The sequence below is a fragment of the Streptomyces sp. NPDC005423 genome, from assembly GCF_040606415.1.
In the GTDB taxonomy this organism is placed as follows: domain Bacteria; phylum Actinomycetota; class Actinomycetes; order Streptomycetales; family Streptomycetaceae; genus Streptomyces.
Genome location: NZ_JBEXET010000034.1, coordinates 38420 through 61205, shown reverse-complemented (window position 1 = coordinate 61205; position 22786 = coordinate 38420). Strand labels below are relative to the sequence as shown.

The 22786-nt window shown below is 71.5% G+C and carries 28 protein-coding genes and 1 pseudogene; 1 reads left to right on the top strand and 28 read right to left on the bottom strand.

The features are described 5' to 3' along the window. Nucleotides 1–144 precede the first annotated feature (144 nt). The 23 genes and pseudogenes from ABZT12_RS28810 to ABZT12_RS28700 all read right to left on the bottom strand — a co-directional run. Nucleotides 145–1272, bottom strand: coding sequence for a DnaB-like helicase N-terminal domain-containing protein (locus tag ABZT12_RS28810; protein WP_356389900.1), 1128 nt, complete (start codon nucleotides 1270–1272; stop codon nucleotides 145–147). Next, nucleotides 1272–2546: a DNA cytosine methyltransferase gene (locus ABZT12_RS28805; protein WP_356389898.1), complete on the bottom strand. Its 1275-nt coding sequence runs from the start codon at nucleotides 2544–2546 to the stop codon at nucleotides 1272–1274. The genes ABZT12_RS28810 and ABZT12_RS28805 overlap by 1 nt, the downstream gene beginning before the upstream one ends. Further along, nucleotides 2543–3415, bottom strand: coding sequence for a hypothetical protein (locus ABZT12_RS28800; protein ID WP_356389896.1), 873 nt, complete (start codon nucleotides 3413–3415; stop codon nucleotides 2543–2545). The genes ABZT12_RS28805 and ABZT12_RS28800 overlap by 4 nt, the downstream gene beginning before the upstream one ends. Nucleotides 3416–3438: 23 nt before the next feature. Then, nucleotides 3439–4206: an alpha/beta hydrolase gene (locus ABZT12_RS28795; protein ID WP_356389894.1), complete on the bottom strand. Its 768-nt coding sequence runs from the start codon at nucleotides 4204–4206 to the stop codon at nucleotides 3439–3441. A gap of 5 nt (nucleotides 4207–4211) precedes the next feature. Next, nucleotides 4212–4370 (bottom strand): hypothetical protein, encoded by a 159-nt coding sequence (locus ABZT12_RS28790; RefSeq protein ID WP_356389892.1) that lies wholly within the window; start codon nucleotides 4368–4370, stop codon nucleotides 4212–4214. 160 nt (nucleotides 4371–4530) lie between these two features. Beyond that, nucleotides 4531–5469, bottom strand: a complete 939-nt coding sequence (locus tag ABZT12_RS28785; RefSeq protein WP_356389890.1) for a DUF317 domain-containing protein — start codon at nucleotides 5467–5469, stop codon at nucleotides 4531–4533. Nucleotides 5470–5586: 117 nt separating this feature from the next. After that, nucleotides 5587–6393 carry a DUF317 domain-containing protein gene (locus ABZT12_RS28780; protein WP_356389888.1) on the bottom strand — a complete coding sequence of 269 codons (807 nt, stop codon included), beginning with the start codon at nucleotides 6391–6393 and terminating at the stop codon, nucleotides 5587–5589. Continuing rightward, nucleotides 6390–7253, bottom strand: a complete 864-nt coding sequence (locus tag ABZT12_RS28775) for a hypothetical protein (protein WP_356389886.1) — start codon at nucleotides 7251–7253, stop codon at nucleotides 6390–6392. The genes ABZT12_RS28780 and ABZT12_RS28775 overlap by 4 nt, the downstream gene beginning before the upstream one ends. Before the next feature lie 31 nt (nucleotides 7254–7284). After that, nucleotides 7285–7881: a hypothetical protein gene (locus ABZT12_RS28770; RefSeq protein ID WP_356389884.1), complete on the bottom strand. Its 597-nt coding sequence runs from the start codon at nucleotides 7879–7881 to the stop codon at nucleotides 7285–7287. A gap of 57 nt (nucleotides 7882–7938) precedes the next feature. Beyond that, nucleotides 7939–9732 (bottom strand): TraM recognition domain-containing protein, encoded by a 1794-nt coding sequence (locus tag ABZT12_RS28765; protein WP_356389882.1) that lies wholly within the window; start codon nucleotides 9730–9732, stop codon nucleotides 7939–7941. Nucleotides 9733–9770: 38 nt separating this feature from the next. Further along, entirely contained in the window at nucleotides 9771–10550 is a 780-nt protein-coding gene (locus tag ABZT12_RS28760) for a DUF317 domain-containing protein (RefSeq protein WP_356389880.1), read from the bottom strand. Nucleotides 10551–10552: 2 nt separating this feature from the next. Next, nucleotides 10553–11065 (bottom strand): hypothetical protein, encoded by a 513-nt coding sequence (locus ABZT12_RS28755; RefSeq protein ID WP_356389878.1) that lies wholly within the window; start codon nucleotides 11063–11065, stop codon nucleotides 10553–10555. Between the two features lie 84 nt (nucleotides 11066–11149). After that, complete coding sequence (locus tag ABZT12_RS28750; protein ID WP_356389876.1) at nucleotides 11150–11971, bottom strand: DUF317 domain-containing protein; 822 nt, start codon at nucleotides 11969–11971, stop codon at nucleotides 11150–11152. Next, nucleotides 11962–12318, bottom strand: a complete 357-nt coding sequence (locus tag ABZT12_RS28745; RefSeq protein ID WP_356389874.1) for a hypothetical protein — start codon at nucleotides 12316–12318, stop codon at nucleotides 11962–11964. Before ABZT12_RS28745 ends, ABZT12_RS28750 begins: the two co-directional genes overlap by 10 nt. Nucleotides 12319–12344: 26 nt before the next feature. Beyond that, nucleotides 12345–13148 carry a DUF317 domain-containing protein gene (locus ABZT12_RS28740; protein ID WP_356389872.1) on the bottom strand — a complete coding sequence of 268 codons (804 nt, stop codon included), beginning with the start codon at nucleotides 13146–13148 and terminating at the stop codon, nucleotides 12345–12347. Beyond that, nucleotides 13145–13528 (bottom strand): hypothetical protein, encoded by a 384-nt coding sequence (locus ABZT12_RS28735; RefSeq protein ID WP_356389870.1) that lies wholly within the window; start codon nucleotides 13526–13528, stop codon nucleotides 13145–13147. Before ABZT12_RS28735 ends, ABZT12_RS28740 begins: the two co-directional genes overlap by 4 nt. 288 nt (nucleotides 13529–13816) lie before the next feature. Continuing rightward, nucleotides 13817–14593, bottom strand: coding sequence for a DUF317 domain-containing protein (locus ABZT12_RS28730; RefSeq protein ID WP_356389868.1), 777 nt, complete (start codon nucleotides 14591–14593; stop codon nucleotides 13817–13819). 92 nt (nucleotides 14594–14685) lie between these two features. Next, nucleotides 14686–15336: a hypothetical protein gene (locus tag ABZT12_RS28725; protein ID WP_356389866.1), complete on the bottom strand. Its 651-nt coding sequence runs from the start codon at nucleotides 15334–15336 to the stop codon at nucleotides 14686–14688. Next, nucleotides 15333–16091, bottom strand: a complete 759-nt coding sequence (locus tag ABZT12_RS28720) for a hypothetical protein (RefSeq protein WP_356389864.1) — start codon at nucleotides 16089–16091, stop codon at nucleotides 15333–15335. Before ABZT12_RS28720 ends, ABZT12_RS28725 begins: the two co-directional genes overlap by 4 nt. Nucleotides 16092–16112: 21 nt before the next feature. Next, the gene (locus ABZT12_RS28715; RefSeq protein WP_356389862.1) at nucleotides 16113–16808 is read right to left on the bottom strand and encodes a hypothetical protein; all 696 of its coding nucleotides are present in this window, start codon (nucleotides 16806–16808) and stop codon (nucleotides 16113–16115) included. Nucleotides 16809–16821: 13 nt separating this feature from the next. Then, complete coding sequence (locus ABZT12_RS28710) at nucleotides 16822–17667, bottom strand: relaxase/mobilization nuclease (protein WP_356389861.1); 846 nt, start codon at nucleotides 17665–17667, stop codon at nucleotides 16822–16824. Further along, nucleotides 17664–18089, bottom strand: coding sequence for a hypothetical protein (locus ABZT12_RS28705; protein ID WP_356389859.1), 426 nt, complete (start codon nucleotides 18087–18089; stop codon nucleotides 17664–17666). The genes ABZT12_RS28710 and ABZT12_RS28705 overlap by 4 nt, the downstream gene beginning before the upstream one ends. Nucleotides 18090–18188: 99 nt before the next feature. Next, a pseudogene (locus ABZT12_RS28700) lies at nucleotides 18189–18562 on the bottom strand (hypothetical protein); the annotation flags it as partial. Between the two features lie 699 nt (nucleotides 18563–19261). On the opposite strand from ABZT12_RS28700, the gene ABZT12_RS28695 reads away from it, so the two are divergent. After that, nucleotides 19262–19441 (top strand): hypothetical protein, encoded by a 180-nt coding sequence (locus tag ABZT12_RS28695; protein WP_356389857.1) that lies wholly within the window; start codon nucleotides 19262–19264, stop codon nucleotides 19439–19441. Between the two features lie 47 nt (nucleotides 19442–19488). On the opposite strand, the gene ABZT12_RS28690 is transcribed toward ABZT12_RS28695, so the two are convergent. The 5 genes from ABZT12_RS28690 to ABZT12_RS28670 all read right to left on the bottom strand — a co-directional run bounded on the left by ABZT12_RS28690 (nucleotide 19489) and on the right by ABZT12_RS28670 (nucleotide 22695). Further along, a complete protein-coding gene (locus ABZT12_RS28690) occupies nucleotides 19489–20679 on the bottom strand; it encodes a hypothetical protein (protein WP_356389855.1) in 1191 nt (396 codons plus the stop codon). Beyond that, nucleotides 20676–21134 (bottom strand): hypothetical protein, encoded by a 459-nt coding sequence (locus ABZT12_RS28685; RefSeq protein ID WP_356389853.1) that lies wholly within the window; start codon nucleotides 21132–21134, stop codon nucleotides 20676–20678. The genes ABZT12_RS28690 and ABZT12_RS28685 overlap by 4 nt, the downstream gene beginning before the upstream one ends. Nucleotides 21135–21172: 38 nt before the next feature. Next, entirely contained in the window at nucleotides 21173–21370 is a 198-nt protein-coding gene (locus ABZT12_RS28680; RefSeq protein ID WP_356389851.1) for a hypothetical protein, read from the bottom strand. Next, nucleotides 21363–22106 carry a glycosyltransferase gene (locus ABZT12_RS28675; protein ID WP_356389849.1) on the bottom strand — a complete coding sequence of 248 codons (744 nt, stop codon included), beginning with the start codon at nucleotides 22104–22106 and terminating at the stop codon, nucleotides 21363–21365. The genes ABZT12_RS28680 and ABZT12_RS28675 overlap by 8 nt, the downstream gene beginning before the upstream one ends. A gap of 73 nt (nucleotides 22107–22179) precedes the next feature. Then, a complete protein-coding gene (locus ABZT12_RS28670) occupies nucleotides 22180–22695 on the bottom strand; it encodes a hypothetical protein (protein ID WP_356389930.1) in 516 nt (171 codons plus the stop codon). Between the last annotated feature and the right edge of the window lie 91 nt (nucleotides 22696–22786).

The window sequence follows — 22786 nt, the reverse complement described above, 5'->3', positions numbered from 1 at the left end:
GGCATCGGGCGTCCGCGCGGTAATGATGCGGTGGGCGGGCTGGGCTACGTGGCCGGCGATTTTATGTGTGGTGGTCACGTTGGGGTGTCGTCTCTTCTGCCGGTGGCCGGGTCTTCGGGTCCGGCCACCGGCAGACGCGGGGTGCTATCGGGTTGCTCGCGCGGCGCGGGCGATGTGGGCGGCCGTGGTGGTCGGCGGGCCAGCGCGAGTGGTGGGCGCCGGCCGCGGTCGCTGCGGCGGGACCGTTGCGGTGGCGTGCTGCCAGCGGGTGCGGATGGCGCCGATGTCGGCGAGGGATCGGCGGGCGCCGGCGACGAGTTGGAACGGGGTGTTCGCCGGGTCGCCGGCGTACGCCTCGATGCGTCGGCCGGTGTGATCGGCGGTTGCCAGTAGGGAGCGCTGCAGGGCGCGCTCGCCCCAGTGCTCCACGGAACCGGCTGGTTCGGCCAGCAGGCGGAGCACCTCGCCCGGTTCGCTTCCGTCGTCCAGCAGGCCGCGCTGTTGGGCCTCCCACAGGACGGTGACGGGGTCGACGGGATCGCGGCGCCGGGCAAGAGCGGTCAGGCACTGCCACAGGCTGGCGTGCAGCGGCAGGGTGAGGTCGTCGGGGAGCAGCCACCGGGCGGACTCGATATCGGCGGGGTGGGCGGTGGCGGTCGCGAGCAGCAGCCGTTCCTCCTCGACTGCCTCGATGTAGTCGGGCGTGATGGCTGGCGGCGATGCGGGGGTGCGGGGCAGGACGCCGGCGCGCGGTGGGAAGCGGCTCGCGATGTCGTCCACGACCGCGGCGAGTGCGTCGGCCTCGGCGAGCACCGTCTGGACAGGGTGTGGGAGGGAGGCATCGTGGACGGTCTGGACGAGGCGTTCGGCGGCCGTCTGCAGGCGGCGGCGGGCGTGTTCGGCCTCGACCATCCGTGCGTAGGCCGGTGCGTGGCGGGGCCAGGGGCAGACCTGGACAAGGGTGTGCAGGTAGGAGGCGGTCAGTCCGCGCGCCTGCTCGCGCCCCGTGGCGAGTACCTGGTCGAGCCACCTGGTGTTCTTGGCGTGCTCGGCCGGGTCCGGAGGGGGCAGGGTGCTGATCGCTGCGTACAAGGCGGAATGCGCGGCAGTGGAGAACGAGGTGCCGGCGATGCCGGTCACGTCGGCGAGACGGTGCGTATCGAGGAGGAGGGCGCCCAGAAGGGCCTGCTCGACGTAGTGCACGGGCGGCGGCGGATGCGTGTCAGGCAGGTCGAGGTCGTCGTTCTCGTCAGGTTCGGGGGCGCGGGGCATCAGGCGGCGAGGGTGAAGTCGTTGGGGTCGAGGGTGACGCCGAGGTGCGGGGCAAGGAGGTGGCCTGCGAGCAACGGCGGGACGGCGTTGCCGATCTGGGAGAACTGCTGGCCTTTGTTGCCGGCCCAGGGGTAATCGGCGGGGAAGGTCTGCAGGAGGCCGGCCTCACGGGCGGTGATCCGGATCGGCTCCGGCATCGCTGGCGTGTCCGTGTCCTGCGTCGGTGCGAGGGCCGGTGCGGCGACCCAGGTGCACTCGTTGGCCCGGTGACCGAAGAACAGCGTGCCTGCCGGCTCGGACAGCGGACGGATGGTGGCGTTGGCCTGGTTGTTGCTGCGCAGGGACCAGGACCAGCGGTGCGCCTCGGCGGTGAACGTCGGCGCCGGGGCGGTAAGGGTCTGGTTCTCGCGGGTGCCGTGCCGGGCGACCCATCCGGTTCCTTCGCGGCGGGACTGCAGGACCACAGCCTCCGGTCGCGGCATCCAGGTGCCGCGATCCCGGGCGTCGGAGAGCGTCTTGCGGGAGCCTGAGGGAAACGGTTCGGGCCCGCCGCCGGGTCCGCCGCCGGCGCAGACGGTGGGGACGGGTCGGTCGGTGGCGCCCCAGCCGAGGGCCTCGGCCATTGACACCCATCGGTCACGGCCTGGCCCGAACAGGCTCTCCGGCTCGGTGGTCTGGGCGTGTGTGGGTGGTGGAGGCTGGGCGGTGCGGACGCGGGAGGCGAGCAGGATTGCCCGCCGCCTGGTTTGCGGTACGCCGAAGTTGGCGGCGTTGAGGATCCCGTACCAGACCGAGAACCCCCATCCGCGCAGCACGGAGGCGTACTGCTTCCACAGCGGCAGAACGTCCGGCACTTCTTCCATGGCGACCCACTCGGGCTCGCCGACGGTGTTGAGGGCGTGGAGGTAGCGCATGGGCTCGGCGGCCAGCAGCGAGCGTTCGTCCCGGCAGGCTGTCAGCAGCTTCTCGCGGGTGTCGCGTCCAGCGGCGAGGTCCGCCACTGCCTGGTGCACGAGCGGCTGGTCCACCAGGCCGAGGCGCTTGCCGGCCATGGACCATGCCTGGCAGGGCGGGCTCGCGATCAGCCCGTCGGTCTTGCCGAGGAAGGGCCATACGGGATACAGCGCCACGTCGGTGCGAATGGTCAACTGCCCTGCCGCCGCACGGGTCTTGCAGGCCCACTCATCCCATTCGAGACCCACGTCCCGTACGCCGAGGACGTTAAGCGAGCGGCTCCATCCCCCCGGCCCGGCAAACAGGTCCAGGATGGTCAAGAGGCCAGTCCGAAGTCGTCCTGTACCGGCTCGACTTCACCGCGGCAGGCCCACGGGGAACAGCCGTCGACGATGCCCTGCTCCAGTTCCTGAAGGTCAGGTCCGCTGTCGGTGAGTTCTTGCTGCATTGCCGCCCATTCGGCGGCGGTGACGTGGTCGATGGGGGCCTCGCTGAGGGGTACGCGGGAGCGGTGGAGAAACGCCTCGCCGAGCAGACGGTTGCCGGTGGCGTTGGCGCGGGCATTTCCCTTGCGAATGGCCGCGTCGAACTCCACCACGTCCTCCCATTCCTCCGGGGAGTTGTCGCGGATGTTGCGCCACTGGGCGTTTCCGTGGAAAGGGCAACCGAGGCAGCTCGACTTCGGGGTGTCGGCCAGACCGAGCGACGTCAGATAGCGGACGCAGTCGCTTCTTGACCAGCCCATGTCGATGAGCGGGTGCCGATTGCGCATGTACTTGACGTCGGCGTCCTTGGCCCGGTGGAATTCGTCGGTGGAGATGCCGACCCACTGCTCGACGAAGACGCCCTTGGGGATGCGTGCCGGATAGGGGTAGCCGAGTATTTCGCGGACCTTTTTCTTGATCGGCTTAATTTTATATTCCCCGGTACATTGCCGCCTGGTCATACCCGGATTTCCGTCCTTGTTCAGGACGTAGAGCGGCATCGATGCAAACCGGTGGTCGGGGTCAAGGGCATCCTTGCGTATGTTTCCGGACGATACGCGAAGGACGAGTATGCCTGCGGGTCCGGCTATTTCTCGCTCCAGTCGGGCGAGATGGGAATAAACGGCTCTCGGTTCCCATCCTGTGTCGGCGAAAATTGCGTAGTCGACCTTCGGGAGTATGCCTTGTGCGGAGAGGGCGAGCATGGCGCTGGACTGGATACCGGCACCTAGTGAAATTGCCCGGAAGGCAGGGAGTTCGGAAATGATCGGTCCTGGGGGTGAGGAGGGTGGGGGCTCGGTTCGGCGGCGAGGCGGGTGATGCGGTCGCTGATGAGCGCGGGGTGGCGGATGGGCAGCGCGTGGGTGGTGCGGGGGAGGATCTCCAGGCGGGCGGCAGGGAGTTGGGCGGCCCACTGCTTGGTGTGGGCGGCGGGGATGTGCCGGTCGTCCGCGCCGGCCATCAGCAGCAGCCGGTCGCCGAACTGGTGGAGCACGGTGGCGTCGCGCGGCTGGTAGCGGCGCAGGCACTGCCACAGGTCGGCGAGATCGCGGGTGCGGGTGTGGCGGATGCCGTGGCGGCACGGTCGTGGCCCGTCGGCCGGCCGGTGGGGGTGGGGCGCGAGGCTGTAGGGGTGTGTGGTGGGCAGCCGGTGCCGCAGGAAGTCCACCGTGCGGGGTGCCCGGGTGCAGGTCAGGGCGGCGAGGCTGCGTCCGGCGGCCAGGAGCCAGGCGCGCGGGTCGCGTCCGGGCAGCACGCTCGCCCCGCGTGCGGTGGCCGACAGCAGCACCATGCCCCGGATGCGGGCCTGGTGTTGGGGGTGCAGGGCGGCGAGTTCCTGCAGGACGAGGGCGCCCAGGGAGTGGCCGGCGAGCACGAGCGGCCCGGCGGGGACGACGTGGGTCAGGATGTGGTGCAGGTCGTCGGCGAGCTGCCGGATCGTCAGCGGTGCCTGGCCGCGCGGGGTGTGACCGTGTGCGCGCTGGTCGTAGCGCACGACGGTCAGGCCAGGCCGGTCAGGTGCCGGGCGTGGACGCGCCACAGGTCGGCGGTGACGGACGCGCCGTGCACCAGCACGACCGTCGCGCCGCCGGGACGCGGGCGCGCAGGGGTGTCGCGGTAGACGGACAGGCGAGTGCCGTCTGCGGCGGAGACCGTCAACGCCTCGGTGGGAGAAGGAGGGTTGCGCCCAGGTAGGACTCCCAAAGGGGGGATCTGTAGGGGGCAGCCGTTCGCCGTCCGCGCCGACGGGCCTGGGGCGGGCGAGCGCGCGGTGGCCTTCGGCGGCTGTGTCGCGCTGGATCCCGGCGGCGGGCATGTATCAGCGGCGCGGGCCCGGCGTGACGGCGGGGGCGGCAACGGCGGGCGGCCGTGTCGTGGTCGACCAGCGCGGAACGCTGACGGTCGGCAGTGCAGGACCGCGAGCCGCCCGGGCGCGGGCGAGGTCCCGCGGTGTGGGCGCCGCCACGGCCCGGGGTGCCGCGGGGGCGTCCGGCTTCAGCGGGCGCAGGTGGGCGTGGCCCTCGCGCGGAACGCAGGCGCGTTCACGGGAGACCGGCGCCGGATCGGCCAGAGCCGTGGCGAAGGCCGCGACCAGATGGGCGGGGGTGGCGCTGTGGAAATCGGCTTCCCACAGCGCCCGCCGCGCATCCAGGGCGGCAAGGATTCTCGCGCGCCACGCCTCGTCCCGGGCCACGTTGTGCCCGCCGAACGAGGAGGGAGGGCGGTATTCCAGGTGGGCCAGCCGGTCGGGCGAGGTCGCGGTGATGTGCCAGCCGTCCACGGTGATCTGCCAGCGGGCGGCGCGCAGGACCTCCCACACCATCTCCGGATGGTCATCGCGCTCGCGGTAGGGCTCGTCGTCCCATCGGCCCGCGGTGACGTCGGCGTCCAGGGAGGCGGTGACCGTGGCTAGGATCTCGGGAGGGGTCTCGTCGGTGAAGGCCGCGGTCCACGTCGGTGGGGCGTGCAGATCCGTGCGGCAGCGGATCTGCCACAACGCCGTGGCGTCCGGCATCAGTTCGGATGCTTCCGGGACGTAGGCGACGCGGAGTTTGCTGCCCATGGTCGTGACGTAGAAGTTGCCCATCTCGTCACTCATGTCGTGCCAGTAGTGATGGGTCAGCGGGACGAAGGCGTCGTCACCGCAATAGGCACTGCCGGCGAGGTAGCCAGGGGTGACGAGGACATCGTCATCGGTACGGTCACGGCCGGCCCGCTGCGTGCGGCGCAGGCCGGGGTCGGGGCGGGGTTCGGGCACAGGGGAGTCCAGGGGTGGGGAAGAGACGGAGCGCTTCGGACCGCCGTCTGGTGGCGGCGTCCAACGGCCCGGGCGGGGCAGGAGCTTGAGCTGTGCCGAAGCGACCGGGCGGGAAGGTCAGCGGAGTGATCGTGTGGGGTTGGCAAGGCGCATGTGCGCGGTTGTTCGGGCCACGGGTACAGCGCTGGCCGATGACCGGGCGGTGGCGCGGGCAGCGTGAGGTTGGGTGCGGGCCGCCGCAGAGCGGATGGTCAAAAAGGGCAGGTGGCGCTCGGGGAGGTCGCGCGGCCGGCGGCGGACCGGTGCCGGGCTGGAGAGGGCGTCGGCGGCGCTGATGATCAGGTGCAGCGGGGTGGCGGAGGTGAAGTCCGCGTGCCAGCGGGGCCCGTTGGCGGCCTCGACGCCCGCGTACATGGTTCGTTCGGCGGCGACGCCACCTTCCAACTCGGCGTGGAAGTCGGCGTCGTACTGGCGGAGGCTGAGGTAGGCGTGTCGGTCGGGTGAGTGCTGGTACTGGAAGAGGGCGTTGGCCTCGTCCTTCCAGCTGCGGGCGATGAGGACATCGCCGGGGGCGATGGGGGTGAAGTGGGGGCCGCCGGGGAGGAAGTTCTTGTGGTCGTTGTCCAGTCCGCGCATGAGGGTGGTGGTGAAGGCAGAGACGATCTCGGCAGGCGTGTCGCGGGTGAAATGAGCGGTCCAGTGGGGGACGGCCAGTGGCTCGCGGGCGTAGGAGATCGTCCAGCCGTCGGGAAGGCGGGCGATCTGTGCGCGCAGGCAGGGGCTGGAGAGCATTCGCCCGACGGGCGTGCGTGCCTCAGCCCAGCTGGCTGCGTGCAGCGGGCGGGTGACCACGGCGGAGTTGCCGGGGCCGGCCAGATAGACGGGGCTGACCAGGACGCGGTTCGTCGGGGCGAAGCCGGTCATCGAGTGCGTCCTGCGGCGGCCTGCTTGGTCGCAGGAGGCGTCACGGCCGCCGTTCGGGCGGGGGTCGTGGTGGGCCTGTGCTGGGTGAGGGCACGCTGGCCTTCGGCGGTGACGTGGAGGCGCTGGCCCTGGTACAGGGACGTCGTCGTGTCCACCTGGATGAGTCCTCGCTTGATCAGAGCGTTGAGGGTGGCGACGTTCACGGTGGCCCGGTCCTTGTCGACCGCCTTGGTGACGCCGTACCGGCTCGTCTCGTAAAGGGAGCCGCCGTCTGCGGACAGCCGGACGAGGACGGCGTACTGGCTGTCCGTGATCTTCGGCGCCGGTGTCGCCTGGTTCTGTTCGGCGTGCTGCTTCAGGTCCCGGGTGATGCCGCTGGCGAGGTAGTAGCAGCCGGTGTGGGCGAGATCGAGCTGGTGGGCGGCGTTCGCGAGGTGTTCCGCCATGGCGGGGACCGCCTCCGCGTGCCGCGCCGTACGCACGGCTGCTTCATCGGCCGGCGTGTCGGGGAACGGGGCGCTCGGTGGGCCGGGGAAAGGGGCGCCCTCCAGCGGGTTGGCCTCCAGCGCGCAGGCAAGGTCGGAGGCGGCGAGACTGGCGGCCAGGACGACGGAGGCGAGTGCTTCCAGGGCTGGGCGGCTGACGGGTATGGCGGTGTACTGGCTGCCGTCGAGGGCGGCGAGGCGGAACATGGCCTGTTGGACCAGCTCGTTCGTGTCCACGATCTTCGCCGTGAGTTGCTGCCGGGCGTCGGTGCCGGGGGTCAGGGCGAGCGAGCGGATTTCGCTGTGCAGGTCCTCGAAGTCGCTGCCGAGTTGCCGCAGTCGGGCGATCTCGGCGTGCAGGTCGATCTGGTGCATGGTGCAGTGCTCCGGGGGAGGCGGATGGTGGTCAGCGGCTGCGCCGCTGGACCGATGTGGTGGGTGGCGGTGAGGGGGCGGCACCGGGGCGGGATGGTGCCGGTGGGATGTCCTGCGTGGTCGCGATGCCGAGGTCGACGTGCACGCGGACGCCGTGGGTGTAGAGATGGGCCTCGGCACGGACTACCGCGTTCACGGCGTCGGCTGCGCCGGGCCCGGCAGTCAGCGTGTACTCCCACGTCGTTTCTGTGGGAGTGAAGCCGTGTTGGGTGAGGACGTCGCCAGCCCGGTCCGTGAGAGTGGTGGCGGTGACCGTGCCGTCGTGGAATCGGATGGTCGCCTCGCGCTCGGCACTGTCGGTACTGGGGTGGTGTGTGGTCCAGGCGAGGTCGACGAGGTCCAGGGTGTGGGCCATGAGCCCGGAGGCCGCGACACCGGCGCGCTCGTGCGCGTCCTCGGCCGTCTCGGGCGGCAGGAGGTAGAGGGTGCGGCCCTGGTGTTCGCGGGCGGTGAATCCCGCCCCGGTCAGGATGCGGGCGGCATTGCGGAGAGGGCGGTTGAGGACGACGAAGGTCCATCCGTCGCCGGTCGAGCCGATGAAGACGTCGTGGTGGTCGGTGAGAGCCATCGTGCTCCGGAAGGTCGTGGTGCGGTGAGCGAGATCCGGGGGCGTGGCGCAGCCCGGTCAGGCGGCCGTGCCGTAGTCGCCCTGCTGGGGTGCGTGCTTGGCGATCGCGCGGGCGGTGATGGCCTTCGACGCTCGGGCGGAGGCGGCGGACAGTTCGTCGGCGCCGGGCTCCAGGTACCAGGGACGCAGGTCGAGCATGGCGGCGCGCATGCCGGTGGCGAAGCAGAGCGCGGTGCCCTTGGGCAGGGCGCGGATCGCGTCGGCGGGCAGGATCCGCTCCTGCCGCATCGACACGGAGGTCGACCTGCCGGACTCGGAGTGGGAAGTGGAGGTGGTCTCGACATCGTGGTCGCCGATCAGCCGGGAGAGCTTGTCGGCGAAGTCGGGGTCGTCGATGCCGCTACCGATGATCTTGACGGTCGAGGCGGACCACATGGCGTCCATGCCGGCGTCCGACCACACCTTCTGGCCCTGGCGGTAGGACTGGAGGATGGTGATCGGGATGATCCCGCGGCTGCCGAGGTGGGAGTACAGGTCCGGCAGGTCGCTGATCTTGCAGACGTTGGCGGCCTCGTCGAGGATCGCGAGCATGGGCGGGTCGAGGCGTCCGCCGGCGCGTTCGGCCTGGGCGGTCGCGGCCCGCATGACCGAGTCCGCGCACGCCGCGATCAGCGCACTAGCTCCGCCACCGCCGTCCTTCGACAGCAGGTACAGCGTGTCGGCGGACACGACGAACGCGGACGGCCGGAACTCGGCGGTGTCCTTCTGCGGGGTGACCCAGGCGGCGATCTCGCTGTTCAGCAGCGCGGCGGCGTACTGGCGGGCTGTCTCGTAGATGCCGTCCCGGGTTTCCGGCGGGCCTTCCACCGTTCCCTTGAGCTGGGCGGCGACGGCGGCGAGTTGGTGGTCGCGGAGGATGTCGAGCGGGGTGCGGTCGGCGGGGAAGGCCAGCCACTGCATGACGTCGGTGATCGGCCGCTCGTCGAGGGCCGCGGCGAGGAAGAGCTGGGCGAGGATGTTGGATCCGGCCTTGGACCAGAAGTCACCCTGCTGGCTCGCGTCCACTGAGGCAGCGAGGAAGTGGCCGGCCAACCGCCCGGCGCCGTCCAGGGTTTTGGCGTCCGCCAAGGGGTTCCACCACATCTCGCGTGCGGCGTGGGCGATCTGCTGCGGGTCCATCGACCACACCTGTCCGACGCGGGCGCGGGCGTCGTAGGTGGCGGTGAAGGCATCGCCGGCGGCTTTGTTCGAGGTCAGCAGGACAGGGCCGGGCGCGGAGAGGATGGAGGGGATCGCGAGCGAGGTGGTCTTGCCCGAGCGGGGCGCCATGATGGCGACGGCCACGTCCTCGTAGCCCATGCGCACCTCGTGCCTGGTGCCCTGCAGGTTGCCGAGCAGGATGCCGGTGTCGCGGGCCTCGATGTGCTTGGCGTCCTTCAGACTCGGGCGCAGAGAGCGGGCCTTGTCGGTGATCGCCTTGGCCATCAGCGGCTCGATGTCCCGGGCCTTGGCCATGCCGGTGATCTTCTTCTTCCGGCCGCCGCTGCGGTTCTTGTGCCGGGCCCACAGGATGCCCGCGGCCGTCCCGAGGGCAAGGAGGAGGAGAACGGGAACGATGCGGGCACCGATCAGCAGGGACGTTTCTCCCGCGTCGGGCCAGACCTGCTCGGGGTGGAGCAGGGCGGTGGTCGGCTGGTAGGGGGCCCAGCTGGCTCCGGTGAGGTAGGCGGTGATGTTGCCGGACAGCCAGGCGAGGTGGGCGAGGGGGACGACGACAGCGAGCACGCCGATCAGGAGGCGCAGGACGAGGTCGTACCCGTCCGTGTTGCTGTTGGAGGAGGAAGGGGGCAAGGGCTACGTGCTTCCGGGCGAGGGCGAGGGCGGAGGGATCAGCGGCTGCGGCTGTTCTTGGCCGGCGGCTGTCGCGAGGGGCTCGGACTCGCCTGCGAGATGGCGTGCCGGGCAGCGAGGGAGTGGACGCGCTCTTCCAACGCCCCGGCCACGTACACCGCGAGCACGTCTGTGGTCCTACGGGTGACGACGTTCGGGTCGCAGGTCGGGAGACTGCGCCCGCTGTCCATGCGCAGCACGGGCTTCGGATCGGCGAGCGCAGCGGTGAACGCGGCGACCAGGCGGGCGGGAGTGTGCGCGCCGAAACGGGCCTGCCACACCGGCCGGTCCCGGCCGAGTGCGGCGGTGAAGAACCAGGCGCCCGGTTCTTCCACGCTCCCCAGCCGCTGGACGTACGCGGTGCCGTCGGGCGACACGAGGCCGTTGTCCGCGGAGGCGGGCGACCAACCGGCCTCTTGGAGCGGCTCGTACGGATCGGACGGTGTGATCGCCGTGGCGGCCGGATCGGTGAGGGCGTCGGTAGCGGCGGTGATCAGTTCGACCGGGGTGAGGGCGCCGAAGCTCGCGTACCACGCGGGCCGGCCCGGCTCCGCGGTGTGGTGAAGGGTCCACCACTGTCCGTCGGGTTCGGGTTTCAGGCGCAGGAGGGCTTTCTGGTCGGGGCTGGAGAGCAGGACGCGCGGCATCAGGGGGTCGTCGCCGTGGCTCCAGCCGCAGGCGCGGTGGAGGGGGATGGTGATCCAGGCGGGGTCACCGCCGCCGGCCAGGTGGCGCGGTGCGATGAAGTCGACCTCGACAGTCTCGGGAGCCGGGGGCATGGTCACTTCCGTGCCGGGGCTCGCCGGTCGGCCGCGGGAGCCGGTGCAGGTGCCAGAGGTGAGGGGGCTTTGCGGGCGGCGGTGTTGATCTCGCGGAGTGTCTTGCCGTGGGCGGCCCAGTCGTCGAGGTAGCTCCACGATTCGGCGTGGTACTCGGCGAGGGCGTCGTCGAAGGCCGTGGTGCCGGGCTTGGCGGTGGCGGGAAGGGCGTCTCGGGTTTCCAGCCACTGCTCGTTCAGTTGTTCGAGTCGGTCGAGGGCGGCGTGCAGGACACCCAACTGGTAGATCCAGCGGCTCTGCACGGTGTCTTCCGGTAGGCGGCCCAGTTGCGTCTCCGCTGTGGCCAGCAGGTGACGGGCGCCGTACCGGAGCGATTCGAACGCCTCGGCGGTGTCGGCGTCGCGCTGGCTCGCGCGCATGCCGTAGGCGTGGTCGTCGTAGGGCCATCCGTCGAGGTCGGTGTGCTCGTCGGAGTAGGCGTCCCAGGCGTCGAGGATCTTCTTGCTGTCGCTCACGTAGCGGTCGAGGTGACGGAGGATCTCGCGGTGTGCGCGGTGTGCGCGGTGATCGGCGGAAATGGGGGGAGGAGTCCTGTCGGTTCAGCGGCGGGCGGCTGGCTGGGCGGTGTGAGCCTTCGCCGGGGCCGGTGCGGGTTTCGTCTGCTGTCGGCGGGCGGAGCGTGCCCGGGCGCGGAGCGACTCGATACGCGCGGTGTGCGCGGCGACCACCTGCTGTGGGCGCAGCGGGCTGGGCTCCTGGACGGCGCTGTAGTGGCCGGTGCGGTCGAACATGCCGCGTTGGAGCGGGCTACGGTCGACCAGTGCGGTGAGGAACGACCTGACGAGGTGGGCGGGGGTGCGCTCGTCAAAGTAGGCGTGCCAGATGCGCGGGCCGTGGAACTGTCCGTGGCCGGGCTCGCGGGTCTCGACGTGCCAGGACGGCTGGCGGCTGAATTCGCTCAACGGGCGCAGTTCGACGTGGCACATGGAGTCCGGCGAGTGCGCTGTGCCGTCAGAGTCGCGTTGCCAGCCTGCCGAGGTCACCGGCTGCCACGGGTCCTGCTGCTGTGACGGCGGGGCGATGAGGGCGTCGGTGAAGCCGGTGAGGACCTCGGCGGGCACGAGTTCGCCGAACTCGGCGTACCAGCCCGGCTCGGTGTCGGTGGGCTCGGCCCGCAGCCGCCACCACGCGCAGGTGGTGGACTGCGGGTCGAACTGGAGGCTGTGGCGCAGGTCGGGGCTGCGCAGGACGATCTCGGCACTCAACGGGTCGGAGACGGCGCTCCATCCGGCGGCGGCCAGGCCATGGGTGACGTGGCGGGCATCCCCGGGGCCAGCGAGGTGGCGGGGGCTGGTGTCGAAGGGGATCTGCCAGGCGTGCTTGTCGGCGAACGCGGCGAGCTGCCGTTCGCTCAGGGGCACCGGCCGTCCCCCTGTCCGTTCGCGGCGGTGCTGCCATACAGGTCGCGGAGGTCGTCCAGCACGTAGTGGAGGGTGTGCTGGTCGGTCTGCTCCCACGCGGCCGTGCGCAACTCGGTGATCAGGAGAGCGAGCTGCGCGGTGCGCGGCGTGTCCGGGTGTTCCTGTACGGCGCGGGCAAGGGCGCGCAGGGTGTCGGCGAGTTGGACGGGCAGGCCCGTGTATTCGTCGAGGAGGGGCTCGACGAGGGCGAGGGCTTCCACGGGGTCAGGGTTCTCGCGCAGGTAGTCGGTGAGGTCCGACAGGGTTTCGGTCGCGGTGCGGATGGTGTCCGGGGTGAGTGCGGGCATCGGGCTCCTTGGAACGGGGCGTCGGCTCAGCGGCGGGTCCGGGCGCCGCCGGCGGGGGCGTAGGGACGGGCGGTGGCGCGTGGCCGTGTGCTTGGGGCGCTGTTGCGGGCCCAGGTAGCGGCGCGGGCGGCCGTGATCCGGGCCTGCTGCCACGCACTGAGCTGGGAGGGCTTGACGGAGACCGACCAGGTGCGGATCTGTGCGCTGTGCGGCACGCGCCCGCGCGGGCGCATCACGGGATCGGGGCTGGCGAGTTCGGCCGAGAGGGCTTGCACCAGGTGCATCGGGGTGTTGGGCGTGAAGTTGGCCGTCCAGCCGTTTCCCTGCTTGTCCTGTGCCCCGGTCCACCACATCGCCGTGCCGTCGGGGCTGTGGTGGTACTGCATCCACGCGGTGCCGTCGGGGCTGGTCGCCGTGTAGTGCTCGCCCTCGGAACGCGCGTGCCAGTTCTGCTCCTGCAGGGGTGCCCAGACGTTGGGGGCGTGGGCGGAGCGGGGGCGGGTGATGGCGTCGGTCATACCGGCGACGATCTCCACTGGCGTCTGCCGGCCCAGGTGCGCCGTCCATTCGCCGTTGGGGCCGTCCGCGTGGCCGTGGATGGTCCACCCGCCGGGCAGGATGTAGGGGTCGTAGGAGACACGGGCGGTGCGGTCCGGGCTCTCCATGAGCAGAGGGCCGCCCTTCTTGGACTTGTCCCGCCAGCCCGAGGCGCGCAGGAACTCCGAGACGTGGCGGACGTCGCCGCCGCCGGCGAGGGCACGGGGCTGGACGAGGTAGTGCTGCTCGGCCTGCTCGCCTGGTCCCCAGCCTTGCCATTGCTTGTTCTTCACCGGTGCCGCCGGACGACGAGCGGTGCGGGTGCCGGGGGCTTGGCCGCGGTGGTGGTGGGCTGGGTGCCGACGTGCTGCAGGGTGTCCCTGTGTTCGCCCAGGTCGAGGCTGATGTCGTGCAGTTCGTTCGCGGCGCGGCCCAGGGCGAGCCACACTTCCGCCGGGAGGGCGCCTCGTTCGGCCTGGTCCTTGGCGAACACGCTGCCGGTGGCGACGAGGTGGGTGATGCCGTCGAGGACTCCGGCATCCGGGTCGAGGACGCGGGCGATGACCTGCGCGGCCTGGGGTGGGGGGAGCTGAGAGAGATGGTCGGCGAGCTGGCCGAGCTGACGGGTGATCTCGTTGGCCAGCCGCACCGGGTAGGGGGCGGGGTGGGACATGCTCCTCCGTGGCAGGGGGACGGTCAGTGATGGTGGCGGTGCCCGACGCGCTGGAGCTCGGCGAGCCCGGCCCCCGGGCGCGCGCCGGCCAGGGGCACGGTGTGATCGGGGCCGATGGGGATACAGGCGCGCAGGTAGCGGCGGAAGAGGAGGACGGCCAGACGAGGCCGACGCTCGGCGGCGATCGGTGGTGGCTCGGTACGAAGGGGAATGCGGGGTACGGAAGGCTCCTGAACGAAGGAATTAGGGGAAAGGGAAGAGGGCGGTGGCGCGCGGGGGCCGTGCGGGTCAGCGGTTACGGGTGGCCGCAGTGGCCCGGGCGGGCTTCGGTACAGGCGCAGCGCTCCCCGATCCGGTGTTCCGCCTGGTGCGGGCGTCGGTGATCCGGGCTTCGAGCAGTGCCTGCTCGTCGTCCCACCCGTGCGCTGTCCGGGCCAGGCCGGTGTGGGGCCCGCAGCCGTACAGCGGTGTTCCGATGGCCATCCGCGGTAGCGGATCGTCGCGGGCGAGACTGCGGGTGAACGCCGTGACGACAGCGAGCGGGGTGTGGGGGCTGAAGGCTGCCGTCCACCAGCAAAAACCGTTGACCGTGCACTGGGCATGCCACGGTCCTGGCGTGCGGGCGTGTTCGGGTTGTCCGGTGATGCGGACCAGGCCGTCCGGTGACAGTGCTGTGGAGGCGGGGCCAGTACCGTCCGGGCGCCAGCCCGCCTCCAGCAGAGGGTCAATGGCCCATCCGCTGGCGGCGGTTGGCGGTTGGCGCATGGCGTCGACCAGGGCGCTGACGTACTCGACGGGGAGGTACGCGCCGAGGAGTGCTTCCCACTGATGCCCGGCAGGGCCGGTGGCGCGCAGGTTCCAGGTCCAGCCCGCACGCCGGTCGTGTACGACATGCAGGCGTCCGTCGGGGCTGGCCAGCGCGGTGTGCTGGTCGATCGTGGACACGTAGTGCCAACCGTGCCCGCGCAGCAGCAGCTCGGTCAACTGCTCCCAGTCACCCCCGCCGGCAAGGTAGCCGGGGGCGGCCAGGACATAGGGGACGACAGACGGCTGACGCGGAGGCAAGCGGGTGTGGACTCCTGTCGGACGGAGAGCGGGCAGGGACGATTCAGCCACGCGAGCGGCGGGGCCGGTGGGGCGAAGCAGCTGCCGCACGTTCACCGGTGGCGGGACATGGGGGCGGATGGCTGCGCCGGGCTGGGCAGCGTTGTTGCGGGTGCCGGCCGGTGGGCCGTCCGCGCGGCGTGATTGCGGGACAGGAGGATGCTGTCTTCGGCGCGGGCGAGAGCGTGTGCCGTGTCCCCGAGCCGCACGGCCGCCTGCGGGGCAGCGCCGGCGGTCTCCAGCAGCCGGGACCAGCCGATGAAGGCGCCGACGACGGCCTCGCGGAGGAGAGGCAGCAGGCCGGCATCGGGTTCGGCGATCTCGGTCAGGACCGCGGCGACCTCGCCACCGCTGCGAGCGTCGAGGGCCCGTCGGGAGAGCTGGCCGAGATAGCGCCGGGCGGCCTCGCGTTCGTCGTCGGGCGGTCCGAAGGTGTTCAGCGCCGGGGCGAGGTGGACGCTGTATCCGGCGGAGAGCAGGGTATGCGAGGCGGCCGTGGCCCTGTGGCGCTCGTCTTCTGCCGGGAGGCCGAGCGGGAGTCGGTGGTACTCGCCCCGGGGACCTGGGGCATTGAGGAAACCGTTTCGCTGGAGTATGCCGGCCGCTTCCTGGGTGCCGCCGATGGCGATGACGAGCCCGGTGCGGGAGTCCTTGGTGATGGTGATGTACTCCCACACCGCGAAGTCGGGCTCGCCCTGCCTCATCGGGTCCTGGTCGCCGAGGCTCGGGGTGCGGCCGGGGTCGGCGGCATGGAAGCTGAGGCGGAGGTGGGCGCGGTGCGGCCTGCGGGGTGCTGGAGGGCGGTGCCGATGCCGAGCGCGTCCAGCTGCGGCCCGATCTCGCGCAGGGCTCGCGCCTGAGCTCGGGTGTCGTCGCCGCTGAGCCGGTAGATGCCGCTTGGCGGGTCCTTGATGAAGCCGCCTGCGACGAGAATCGCACCGGCACGGTCGTCGAAGGGGGCGGTGGCGACGCTGCCGTCTGGCTGCCAGGTCAGGACGACCCGGTCCGGCAGGGAGGGCTGGATGCCGCCCAGGGCGTTGTCCCGGGCCTGGGCGAGCGCACGGTCGTAGCGGGCGAGCAGGTCGCCGGCGACCTGCTCGGCGCCCAGGAACGGATCGTCCGCCAGAGCGATGCCGTTGGGCTCGGGGACGACGCGGTACGCCTCGTCGGGCAGGGCGCGCGGGGCGACGGCGGCGATGAGGAATCCGTCGCGTTCGCCTGGCCGGTCCAGAAGGACGAGCTGGGCGCCGTCGGGGCGGCTCAGGACGGCTGCCTGCTGGAGCGGGTGCTCGGCGAGCATGGCGGCGACCAGGTCCAGGTCCCAGACGCGGTCGGTGAGTTCGGCGAGGTCGTCCTTGGCGTCCGGCGGGAGGTGGAGGCTGGTCCAAGTGTCAGGGAGTTCGCCGGCGAGGACGTCGGCGTACGAGGCGAGGCGCTCGGAGGTGTCGTGGTCGTGCATGGTGTCCTTGGGTGAGGTGGGTCAGCGGCGCAGTCCGGCCGCGACTGGTGGTGGCGGGACCGGGAGCGAGCGCGGTGGGGGCGGGCAGGCGCATACGGCGGAGCGCTCGCGCTCGGTGGCGGGGACCTCCCCGGTGCAGGTGCTGCGACCGGGGTGAGGGGCGCGCCGGTCGGCGAGAGCGTTGCGGGTGGCCGAGAGATCGTTCAAAAGGGAGCGAACGCGCCATTCGTCCAGGTAGCGAAGGCGCCGGGCGACGTGTTGATCGGCTGCTCCTCCGAGCTCTTCGTGGAATTCGGCGGTGGCAGTGAGGACTTCGCGCAGGGCGACGAGGATGCCGTCGTGGGCGGCGGTCAGCTCGGTCAGCGCGTCGGCCGCCTCTTCGGCGGTGGTGGCCTCGCGAATGCGCTCGGCGAGGTGGGCGACCGCGGAGCCCAGCGACAGGTAACTGGCCGGACGGGCGTCGGTGTCGAAGTCCTTGTCGCAGTCGACGTGGTATCCGATGGCCCGGAGGCGGGCGAGAGCGTCGGCGGCGAGACGGGTCTCGTCGTCTTCGGCGAGGCCGGTGGGGGCGCGGTGGTAGGTCTCGTGGACGCGGACGACGGCGAGGAAACCCGCGCGCTGGAGAATGCTGTGTGCCTCGGAGTCGCCGCCGCGGGCGAGGAGTTCGTCGGAGTGCGGGTCGCGGCGGATGTCCAGGAAGCGGTCGGTGCGGGGCAAGGAGACGTTTCTCCTACGGCGATCGGTGGGCGGTGTGCCGGGCGGCGGGCGGTACGGCGGCGACCCGGGGCTGGATCATGTGGGCTGCGATGCTGTCCAGGTCCTGCTGGATGGCGTGGAGGCGGCCGGCGACCAGCTCCAGGCGGTGCGCGGTGTCGGTCCCGGCGGCGCCGGGCTGGCGGGCGATCCGGTGCGCGGCGTGCTCGACGAGTCCGCGGACCGTGGCCAGCGGGCCGGCCTGCTCCTCGGCGAGCTGCGTGAGGACGCTCGCGAGCTGGGCCGATGCCGTGGGCGTCGGCCGGATGGCGGGCCGCGGGGTGGGCCCGGTGCGGACGGGGATCAGGTGCAGGTCCTGCTCGATGCGGCGCGCCTCGTCCGAGAGGCGCCGCAGGATGTCTGCGGGCGGGGTGTGCCATGCGCCGTCGAGGTGGATCAGGTTGGCGATCAGGTCGAGGCGTCCGGGCTGGGCCTGAACGGCGATCCACCGGGAGCCGTGCTCCTTGCCGGGAATCTCGATGCCAGCGGCCCGCGCGAGCCGGTGGGCGGCTTCGGCCCACTCGGGGCCGGTCAGCTCCCGGTCGTCCGGGTGCAGTCGGACCGCCAGGTGGAGGATCGGCTGCCGGTCGGCGTCCGGGCTGGCGGCGAACGGGTGCTCCAGGTACGGGTCTTCGAGGTGCTCGGCCCACTGGACGGACGTCCAGGTCCTCTGCTCGTCGTCCAGGGTGAAGTAATCCAGGCCCGGCCAGTGGGCGACGACCGTGTATTCCGTCAGGCCCTCGTTCGGCGAGAGGGGCCGCCCCAGCGCCTCGGCGAGCGAGTCGTGCGGAGTGTGGGTCCGCTCATGGAGGCGGGGGATCACCGGCCGCCCCGGATGTCGGCGATGTGCACGAGCTGACCCAGGGCGGTGGTGGTGTACCAGCCGCAGTCGATCAGCTTGTCGCGGCCGGCGAACCGCGCAAGGAGCGTGTCCTCCATGGCTCGCAGGTAGATCAGGCAGTCCGGGCAGCGGCGTGAGAGGTGCACGAGGTAGCGGGGGTGGGCGGTGACGTAGGACTGGGCTCCGCCGGTCGCATCCCGCAGCCGCCAGCCGTCCTCGTCGGTCAGGGTGTGCCAGGACGGAGCGACGACGCGCATCGCGTCTCCCCACAGTTCACCGCCGGCCACCCCCTTGAGGACGACGACGGTGTCACCGGCCTGGAAGTGCTGGTGCGTGATGTCCCGGTCGGGGGTGAGCGGGTCGGGTGTCGGCGCGAAGGCTGACGTGGGCGGGGGCTGGGACATGCTGTTCCTTCCACGCGAGGTGGGCGGGGTGGGAGGAACAATGGTCCGGAGGAACGCCGGTTTGGCTAACCGGCGTTTCCCGGCTATGTTCCCCCGCTGTCAGCGGAACGGGTTGTCCGTCCCGCGGTCCGCCTCGGTGGCTGCGTCGAGGAGTTCGAGCACGTCGGTGCCCTCTGCGTCCCTCTGATCTATCCACCACCCGGCGCGCGTGATGGAGCGGGCCTTCTCCTCCAGCTCCGCCCAGTCGGCCTCGTCCCAACTCCCCTCTACGACCAGCGCGGTGTGCGCGGCCGTCATCAGCTGGTGGCGGGAGCGCTCACCCCAGTCCAGGGCCCTTTCGGGGCTTCCAACTGCGGCATGTCGAACTGCTTCGCCCACGCGAGGGTCGCCTCCTGCTCTGCGGCGCGCTTGGCTGCGAGCCACTCCTCCTTGGACTCGGTGTCGGCGTCGCGCGCCGCCTTCCAGCAGTCGCTGCTTATCTGCACTTCACTCGAACGGGTGCGTAATCGGTGTGGTCATGGGTCGGGGCTTCGGCGTTGTCGCATGACGCCCGGTTCGTGGTGGTCCGTCAGGTCAGTGGGAGGTCGGGGACGCGACAGGTACGGCTTCCAAGATCATGGAGTCCTCTACGTCCCGTGATCCGAGCGGAAGACCGTGCCTCGACGCGTCATCGCTGATCCCGCCTGCCCTTGACCACCTGCGAGAGCAGCCCGAGGTCGTATCCGAGGATGTCCCGGGTCGGACCCGCGTGATCTACGCGGAGTGCGCCACTGCTTGGCCGTCGTCCTCGCACTCACCGGGTGTGCGCTGGCTGGCCGGGGTCGCTTCGCGGCCGGCGGTCGGCGAGTGGATCGCCGACGCTCCGGAGCATGTGCTGGAGGGAGTCGGCGCCCGCCCCGGTCCGCTGCTGCCTGGGCGGGTCCTGCCGCCGAGACAATGGTCCGCCGACTGATGGTCCGCCTCGATGGCGACGTGGGGGACCGAGCGGTCGGCAGCTGGCTCGCGGACCGCGGGCTGAAAGCAACCGGGACCGCCGGGCTGCGTGGCCTGGCCGTGGACGGCAAGAAGCTGCCTAGTGCGACCAGGGCGAAGGGCCGGAAGATCCACCTGCTTGCCGTTGTGCACGCGCCACCACCGGCCCGGTCCTTGCCCAGCTAGACGTCGGCGGGAAGATGCACGAGATCGCCTGCTTCCAGCCGCTGCTGATCACAGTGGCCGACCTCGCCGGAGCTGTGGTCACCAGCGACGCGCTGCACACCCGGCGCGAGGACGCCGACTACCTCCTGGACCGCGATGCCCACTGCATCGTGATCGTCAAGGGCAACTTAGCTCAACGAAAATTGAGTCAATGAACGCTGAGTGGTCCGAATCGGTGGTGGCGCGTGCAACTTCTCGGTGCTCAGCGGTGTCGGGCGGGCGAGCTGACGCGGGGCGGCGGGGTGGGTGGCGTGGTGTCCACGGCGGGGCGCGGGCGGACGCGCAGCACGGGGGTGCGATGCGGCGGCAGGACGGCGACGGTCGCGCCGAGGTCCTCGGCCGCCTCTTCGACTTCACGGGTGAGGAACTCGATCTGCCGGCCCAGCGCCGAGAGGCGGGCGGCGATCTGGCGGCCCTGCGCGGTCTCCAGCGCGCTGGCGAACTGGCCACTCGTTTCGAGGAGTTCTTGGAGACGGACCATCGGGCCCGCGTCGTAGCCGCGCTGGACGGCGCCGAGGAGAGCGTCGGACGCGTCACCCGCAGTCCGGCCTTCGACGACATTGCGGATGAGTTCCTGCAGCGACACCTCCGGGGCCGGCACTGGGCGGTTGAACCGGGAGACGTCCGCGCGCAGCACGCCAGGCGGGACCGGGACGGGCAGTACCTTTCCTGCCTCGTATTCGTGGGCGTAGTGACCGATCACCTGCCAGCCGGGTGCATCCGGGTCCCCTCGCAGCGCGACCAGCGTCGAGTCGTCGTCTTCGACCAGGTAGGCGAGGGTGATCGGCTGCCCGTCGGCGGCGTACCAGGACTCGGTCAGCTCCAGTTCGCCTCGCTGCTGCGCGGCCTGGGCCATCTCGGTCCACATCCGCTGTTCTTCGTCGGTCAGCGGGGCCTTGTGGTGGTGGCCATCGCTCTGGTCGGCGAGGTTGCTGGCGATAAGGCTGTGATCCGCCCATGCGGTGAGGTGCGGCCACAGTGCCGAGTGCTGCCCGCGTTCCTCCGGGGAGCCGGGGGCAGCCGGCCGGTCGAGCGTCCGGCGAATCTCGGCGGCGGAGGCGGCCAAGCCGTCCAGCACAGCCCGCCACCCGGCCAGATGCCGGGCAGGTGGCAGCTCGTCGAGCGCGCGGCGGGCGACATCGAGCAGAGCATCGGTGTGCGGGGCGAGGTGGGTGGTGTACGCCTCCACCGCCGCCTTGTCGCGGTGGGCTCGTGCGGCTGCTGCGGCGCTTGGGTGGACGGTGCTGCCGTAGCGGTCGCGTGTCATGTCGAGCGCCGTTTCGGTCTCGCGGTCGATGACCGTCATCCGCAGCCGGAAGTCGCGTGCAGCGTTGGCGAGTTCGGGTGCCACCGGCCGGGGACCGTCGGGCAGCGGGTTGTTTGCGGGCGTCATCGGGACCGCCCGCCGCCCGCGGCCGTCAGGTGGACGGTCGGTGCGTAGGTGGGTTTCGGCGGGATCGGCCGGGCGGCCGGTGCGGAGGTGGTGGGCGGTGTGCTGCGCTGAGTCGTTCGGCCGGCGGCGGCCTGGGCGAGACGGCGGCGGCGTTCCTGGAGCCCGTTGGGCCGGACCGGGCGTGGTGGGCTGGCGGAGACGGCCGGGTCGAGGCGAATGTCGGCCTGCACCGTGTAGCCCAGGAGGCGAAGATCGTCGACGGCCTGGCGGGTGCGGCGTCGACCGTCGCGCTCGGGCTCGCTGAGCCGGTACAGCCCGGGTTCACCGGGGATGGGCTCGAAGTGCTCGCGTTCCAAGTACCAGTGGGCGAGGTGGGCGGGCAGGGAGGAGGTGTGGGAAGCGACGAAGCCGTGCGTGTCGTGGGTGCCGAAGGCAAAGTGGGTGCCGGGTTGCAAGGGGGCGGGGTTCTCCTCACGTTGTCGGGGTGGAGCTGTCAGTGGCTGCGGTGCGCCGGATGCGCCACAGCGAAGGGGCGGACCGGCGCGGCGACGGGGAGGGCCGGGCGGCAGTGGGGTGTGCTCACGCGGGCTTGGCGCAGGAAGATCTCGCCATCGGTCAGCCAGGTCGAGTGAGGCGATGAGACGATGCCCGACTCCCGGCTGTGCGACAGGACGATCTGCGCTTCACTCATCGACCTCGTCCTCACCGCGGCGCAGGACGGCGCGCAGGCTGCGGCCGTAGGCCCAGGCGTGCTCCCGGGCAGCCGCCTCCAGCTGGCCGTATCCGACCTGGGCCGTCATCTGCCCGTCCCATTTGCGGTATCGGTACACGGGGACCGGCAGCAGGATTCCGGGCGCGAGTGCGGTGACGCCGAGAGCCGCGCAGTAGTCCTCGCCCTGGACGAGTCCGCCCATCGGAGCGGCGCGCACGAGGTCGGTGCGGGCGAGGATCGTGGTCGGCCCGATGGGGATGGTGTCCGCCGGTGACCTCCAGTACGTCCAGACGTCGCCGGCCTCGTGGCGGCCGGGCGGTGTGGGACATCGCCACAGGGTGGTCGTCCCGTCGGAGTGCTGGTCCTCGCTCCATCCCGCACACCAGCCCACCCCAGTGGACTCCAGGGTGTTCAGCCGCACGGACATGGCGTCGTCAGTGAACTCGTCATCGTCGTCCGCCCAGTTCGTGTACCGGGTACGGACGTGGGCCAGGGCCAGATTCCGGGCGCAGGCGGCCCCGACCGGACGGGGCAGCACCAGCGTGCGGACGCGAGGGTCCTGCGCGAGCGGGGTCGGCAGGCGGTCGGGCGAGGCACCGTCGAGCGAGATCACGGCCTCCCACGGCACGGACTGCCGGGTGAGGCTTGCGTGCATGGCGGTCAGGTAGTCGAGCCGGTCTTCGCGCAGGCGGCTGGCGATGACCACGGTGATCAAGGGCGTGGTGTGCGGGGGCAGGGAAGGCTCCGGGCGACGAGGGCGACGAGGGCGACGAGGGCGACGAGGGCGACTAGCGGCGCGTGGCGGGGCGAGGGGCGTGGGCCTGCGCCAGAACTGCGGCGGGAGCGTTCGGCGGCGGTGCGCTGCGCGATGCCCGGAGAACCGGTACGGGGCCGAGGGAAGACCAGGCCACCGGGTGGTCGTTGAAGGCGGTGCGCGGGTCGACGGCCCAGTCCACGACCGGTCCGATGTCCTCATGGAGGAGGCTGATCACCTCGATGCCCTCCTTGTGCAGGATGTACCCCCACTGCATGTCCTGCGCGTCGGCGGTCTCGGCAGTGACCGACATGCGCACCGGCGGGGAGCCGTCCGGGGTGATCAGGTGGTCGAGGGTGCGGCTGGGCCACTGCTCGCCGCCGGTCAGCGCGGCCACGAGCGCGGGCGGAGCATCGTCGAGGAGATCGGTGCCCAGCTCCTCCCAGCCGACGGCGACGTCGTCGATGAGGTGCCGGGACATGGCCTCCCCGTTCCGCCCGAACTTGTACTGATAGGCGGCTAGGAGCAGAGGCAGGTGGTGGCTGGGCAGGCCGTCGAGCTGGACGTAGATGCCGCTGTACCCCGTTCCGTCGGTGGGGCGGGCGATGAAGGAACGTGTGGACAGGGAATTCTCCGGTTCG

Bases quoted from the DNA above. Each gene is read 5' to 3' on its own strand.
- ABZT12_RS28695 (WP_356389857.1), top strand. From the start codon at position 19,262: ATGCACGAGATCGCCTGCTTCCAGCCGCTGCTGATCACAGTGGCCGAC.
- ABZT12_RS28705 (WP_356389859.1), bottom strand. From the start codon at position 18,089: ATGTCCCAGCCCCCGCCCACGTCAGCCTTCGCGCCGACACCCGACCCG.
- ABZT12_RS28720 (WP_356389864.1), bottom strand. From the start codon at position 16,091: ATGCACGACCACGACACCTCCGAGCGCCTCGCCTCGTACGCCGACGTC.
- ABZT12_RS28770 (WP_356389884.1), bottom strand. From the start codon at position 7,881: ATGGCTCTCACCGACCACCACGACGTCTTCATCGGCTCGACCGGCGAC.
- ABZT12_RS28775 (WP_356389886.1), bottom strand. From the start codon at position 7,253: ATGCACCAGATCGACCTGCACGCCGAGATCGCCCGACTGCGGCAACTC.
- ABZT12_RS28690 (WP_356389855.1), bottom strand. From the start codon at position 20,679: ATGACGCCCGCAAACAACCCGCTGCCCGACGGTCCCCGGCCGGTGGCA.
- ABZT12_RS28725 (WP_356389866.1), bottom strand. From the start codon at position 15,336: ATGAGGCAGGGCGAGCCCGACTTCGCGGTGTGGGAGTACATCACCATC.
- ABZT12_RS28745 (WP_356389874.1), bottom strand. From the start codon at position 12,318: ATGCCCGCACTCACCCCGGACACCATCCGCACCGCGACCGAAACCCTG.
- ABZT12_RS28735 (WP_356389870.1), bottom strand. From the start codon at position 13,528: ATGTCCCACCCCGCCCCCTACCCGGTGCGGCTGGCCAACGAGATCACC.
- ABZT12_RS28760 (WP_356389880.1), bottom strand. From the start codon at position 10,550: ATGCCCCCGGCTCCCGAGACTGTCGAGGTCGACTTCATCGCACCGCGC.
- ABZT12_RS28780 (WP_356389888.1), bottom strand. From the start codon at position 6,393: ATGACCGGCTTCGCCCCGACGAACCGCGTCCTGGTCAGCCCCGTCTAT.
- ABZT12_RS28680 (WP_356389851.1), bottom strand. From the start codon at position 21,370: ATGAGTGAAGCGCAGATCGTCCTGTCGCACAGCCGGGAGTCGGGCATC.
- ABZT12_RS28800 (WP_356389896.1), bottom strand. From the start codon at position 3,415: ATGCTCGCCCTCTCCGCACAAGGCATACTCCCGAAGGTCGACTACGCA.
- ABZT12_RS28810 (WP_356389900.1), bottom strand. From the start codon at position 1,272: ATGCCCCGCGCCCCCGAACCTGACGAGAACGACGACCTCGACCTGCCT.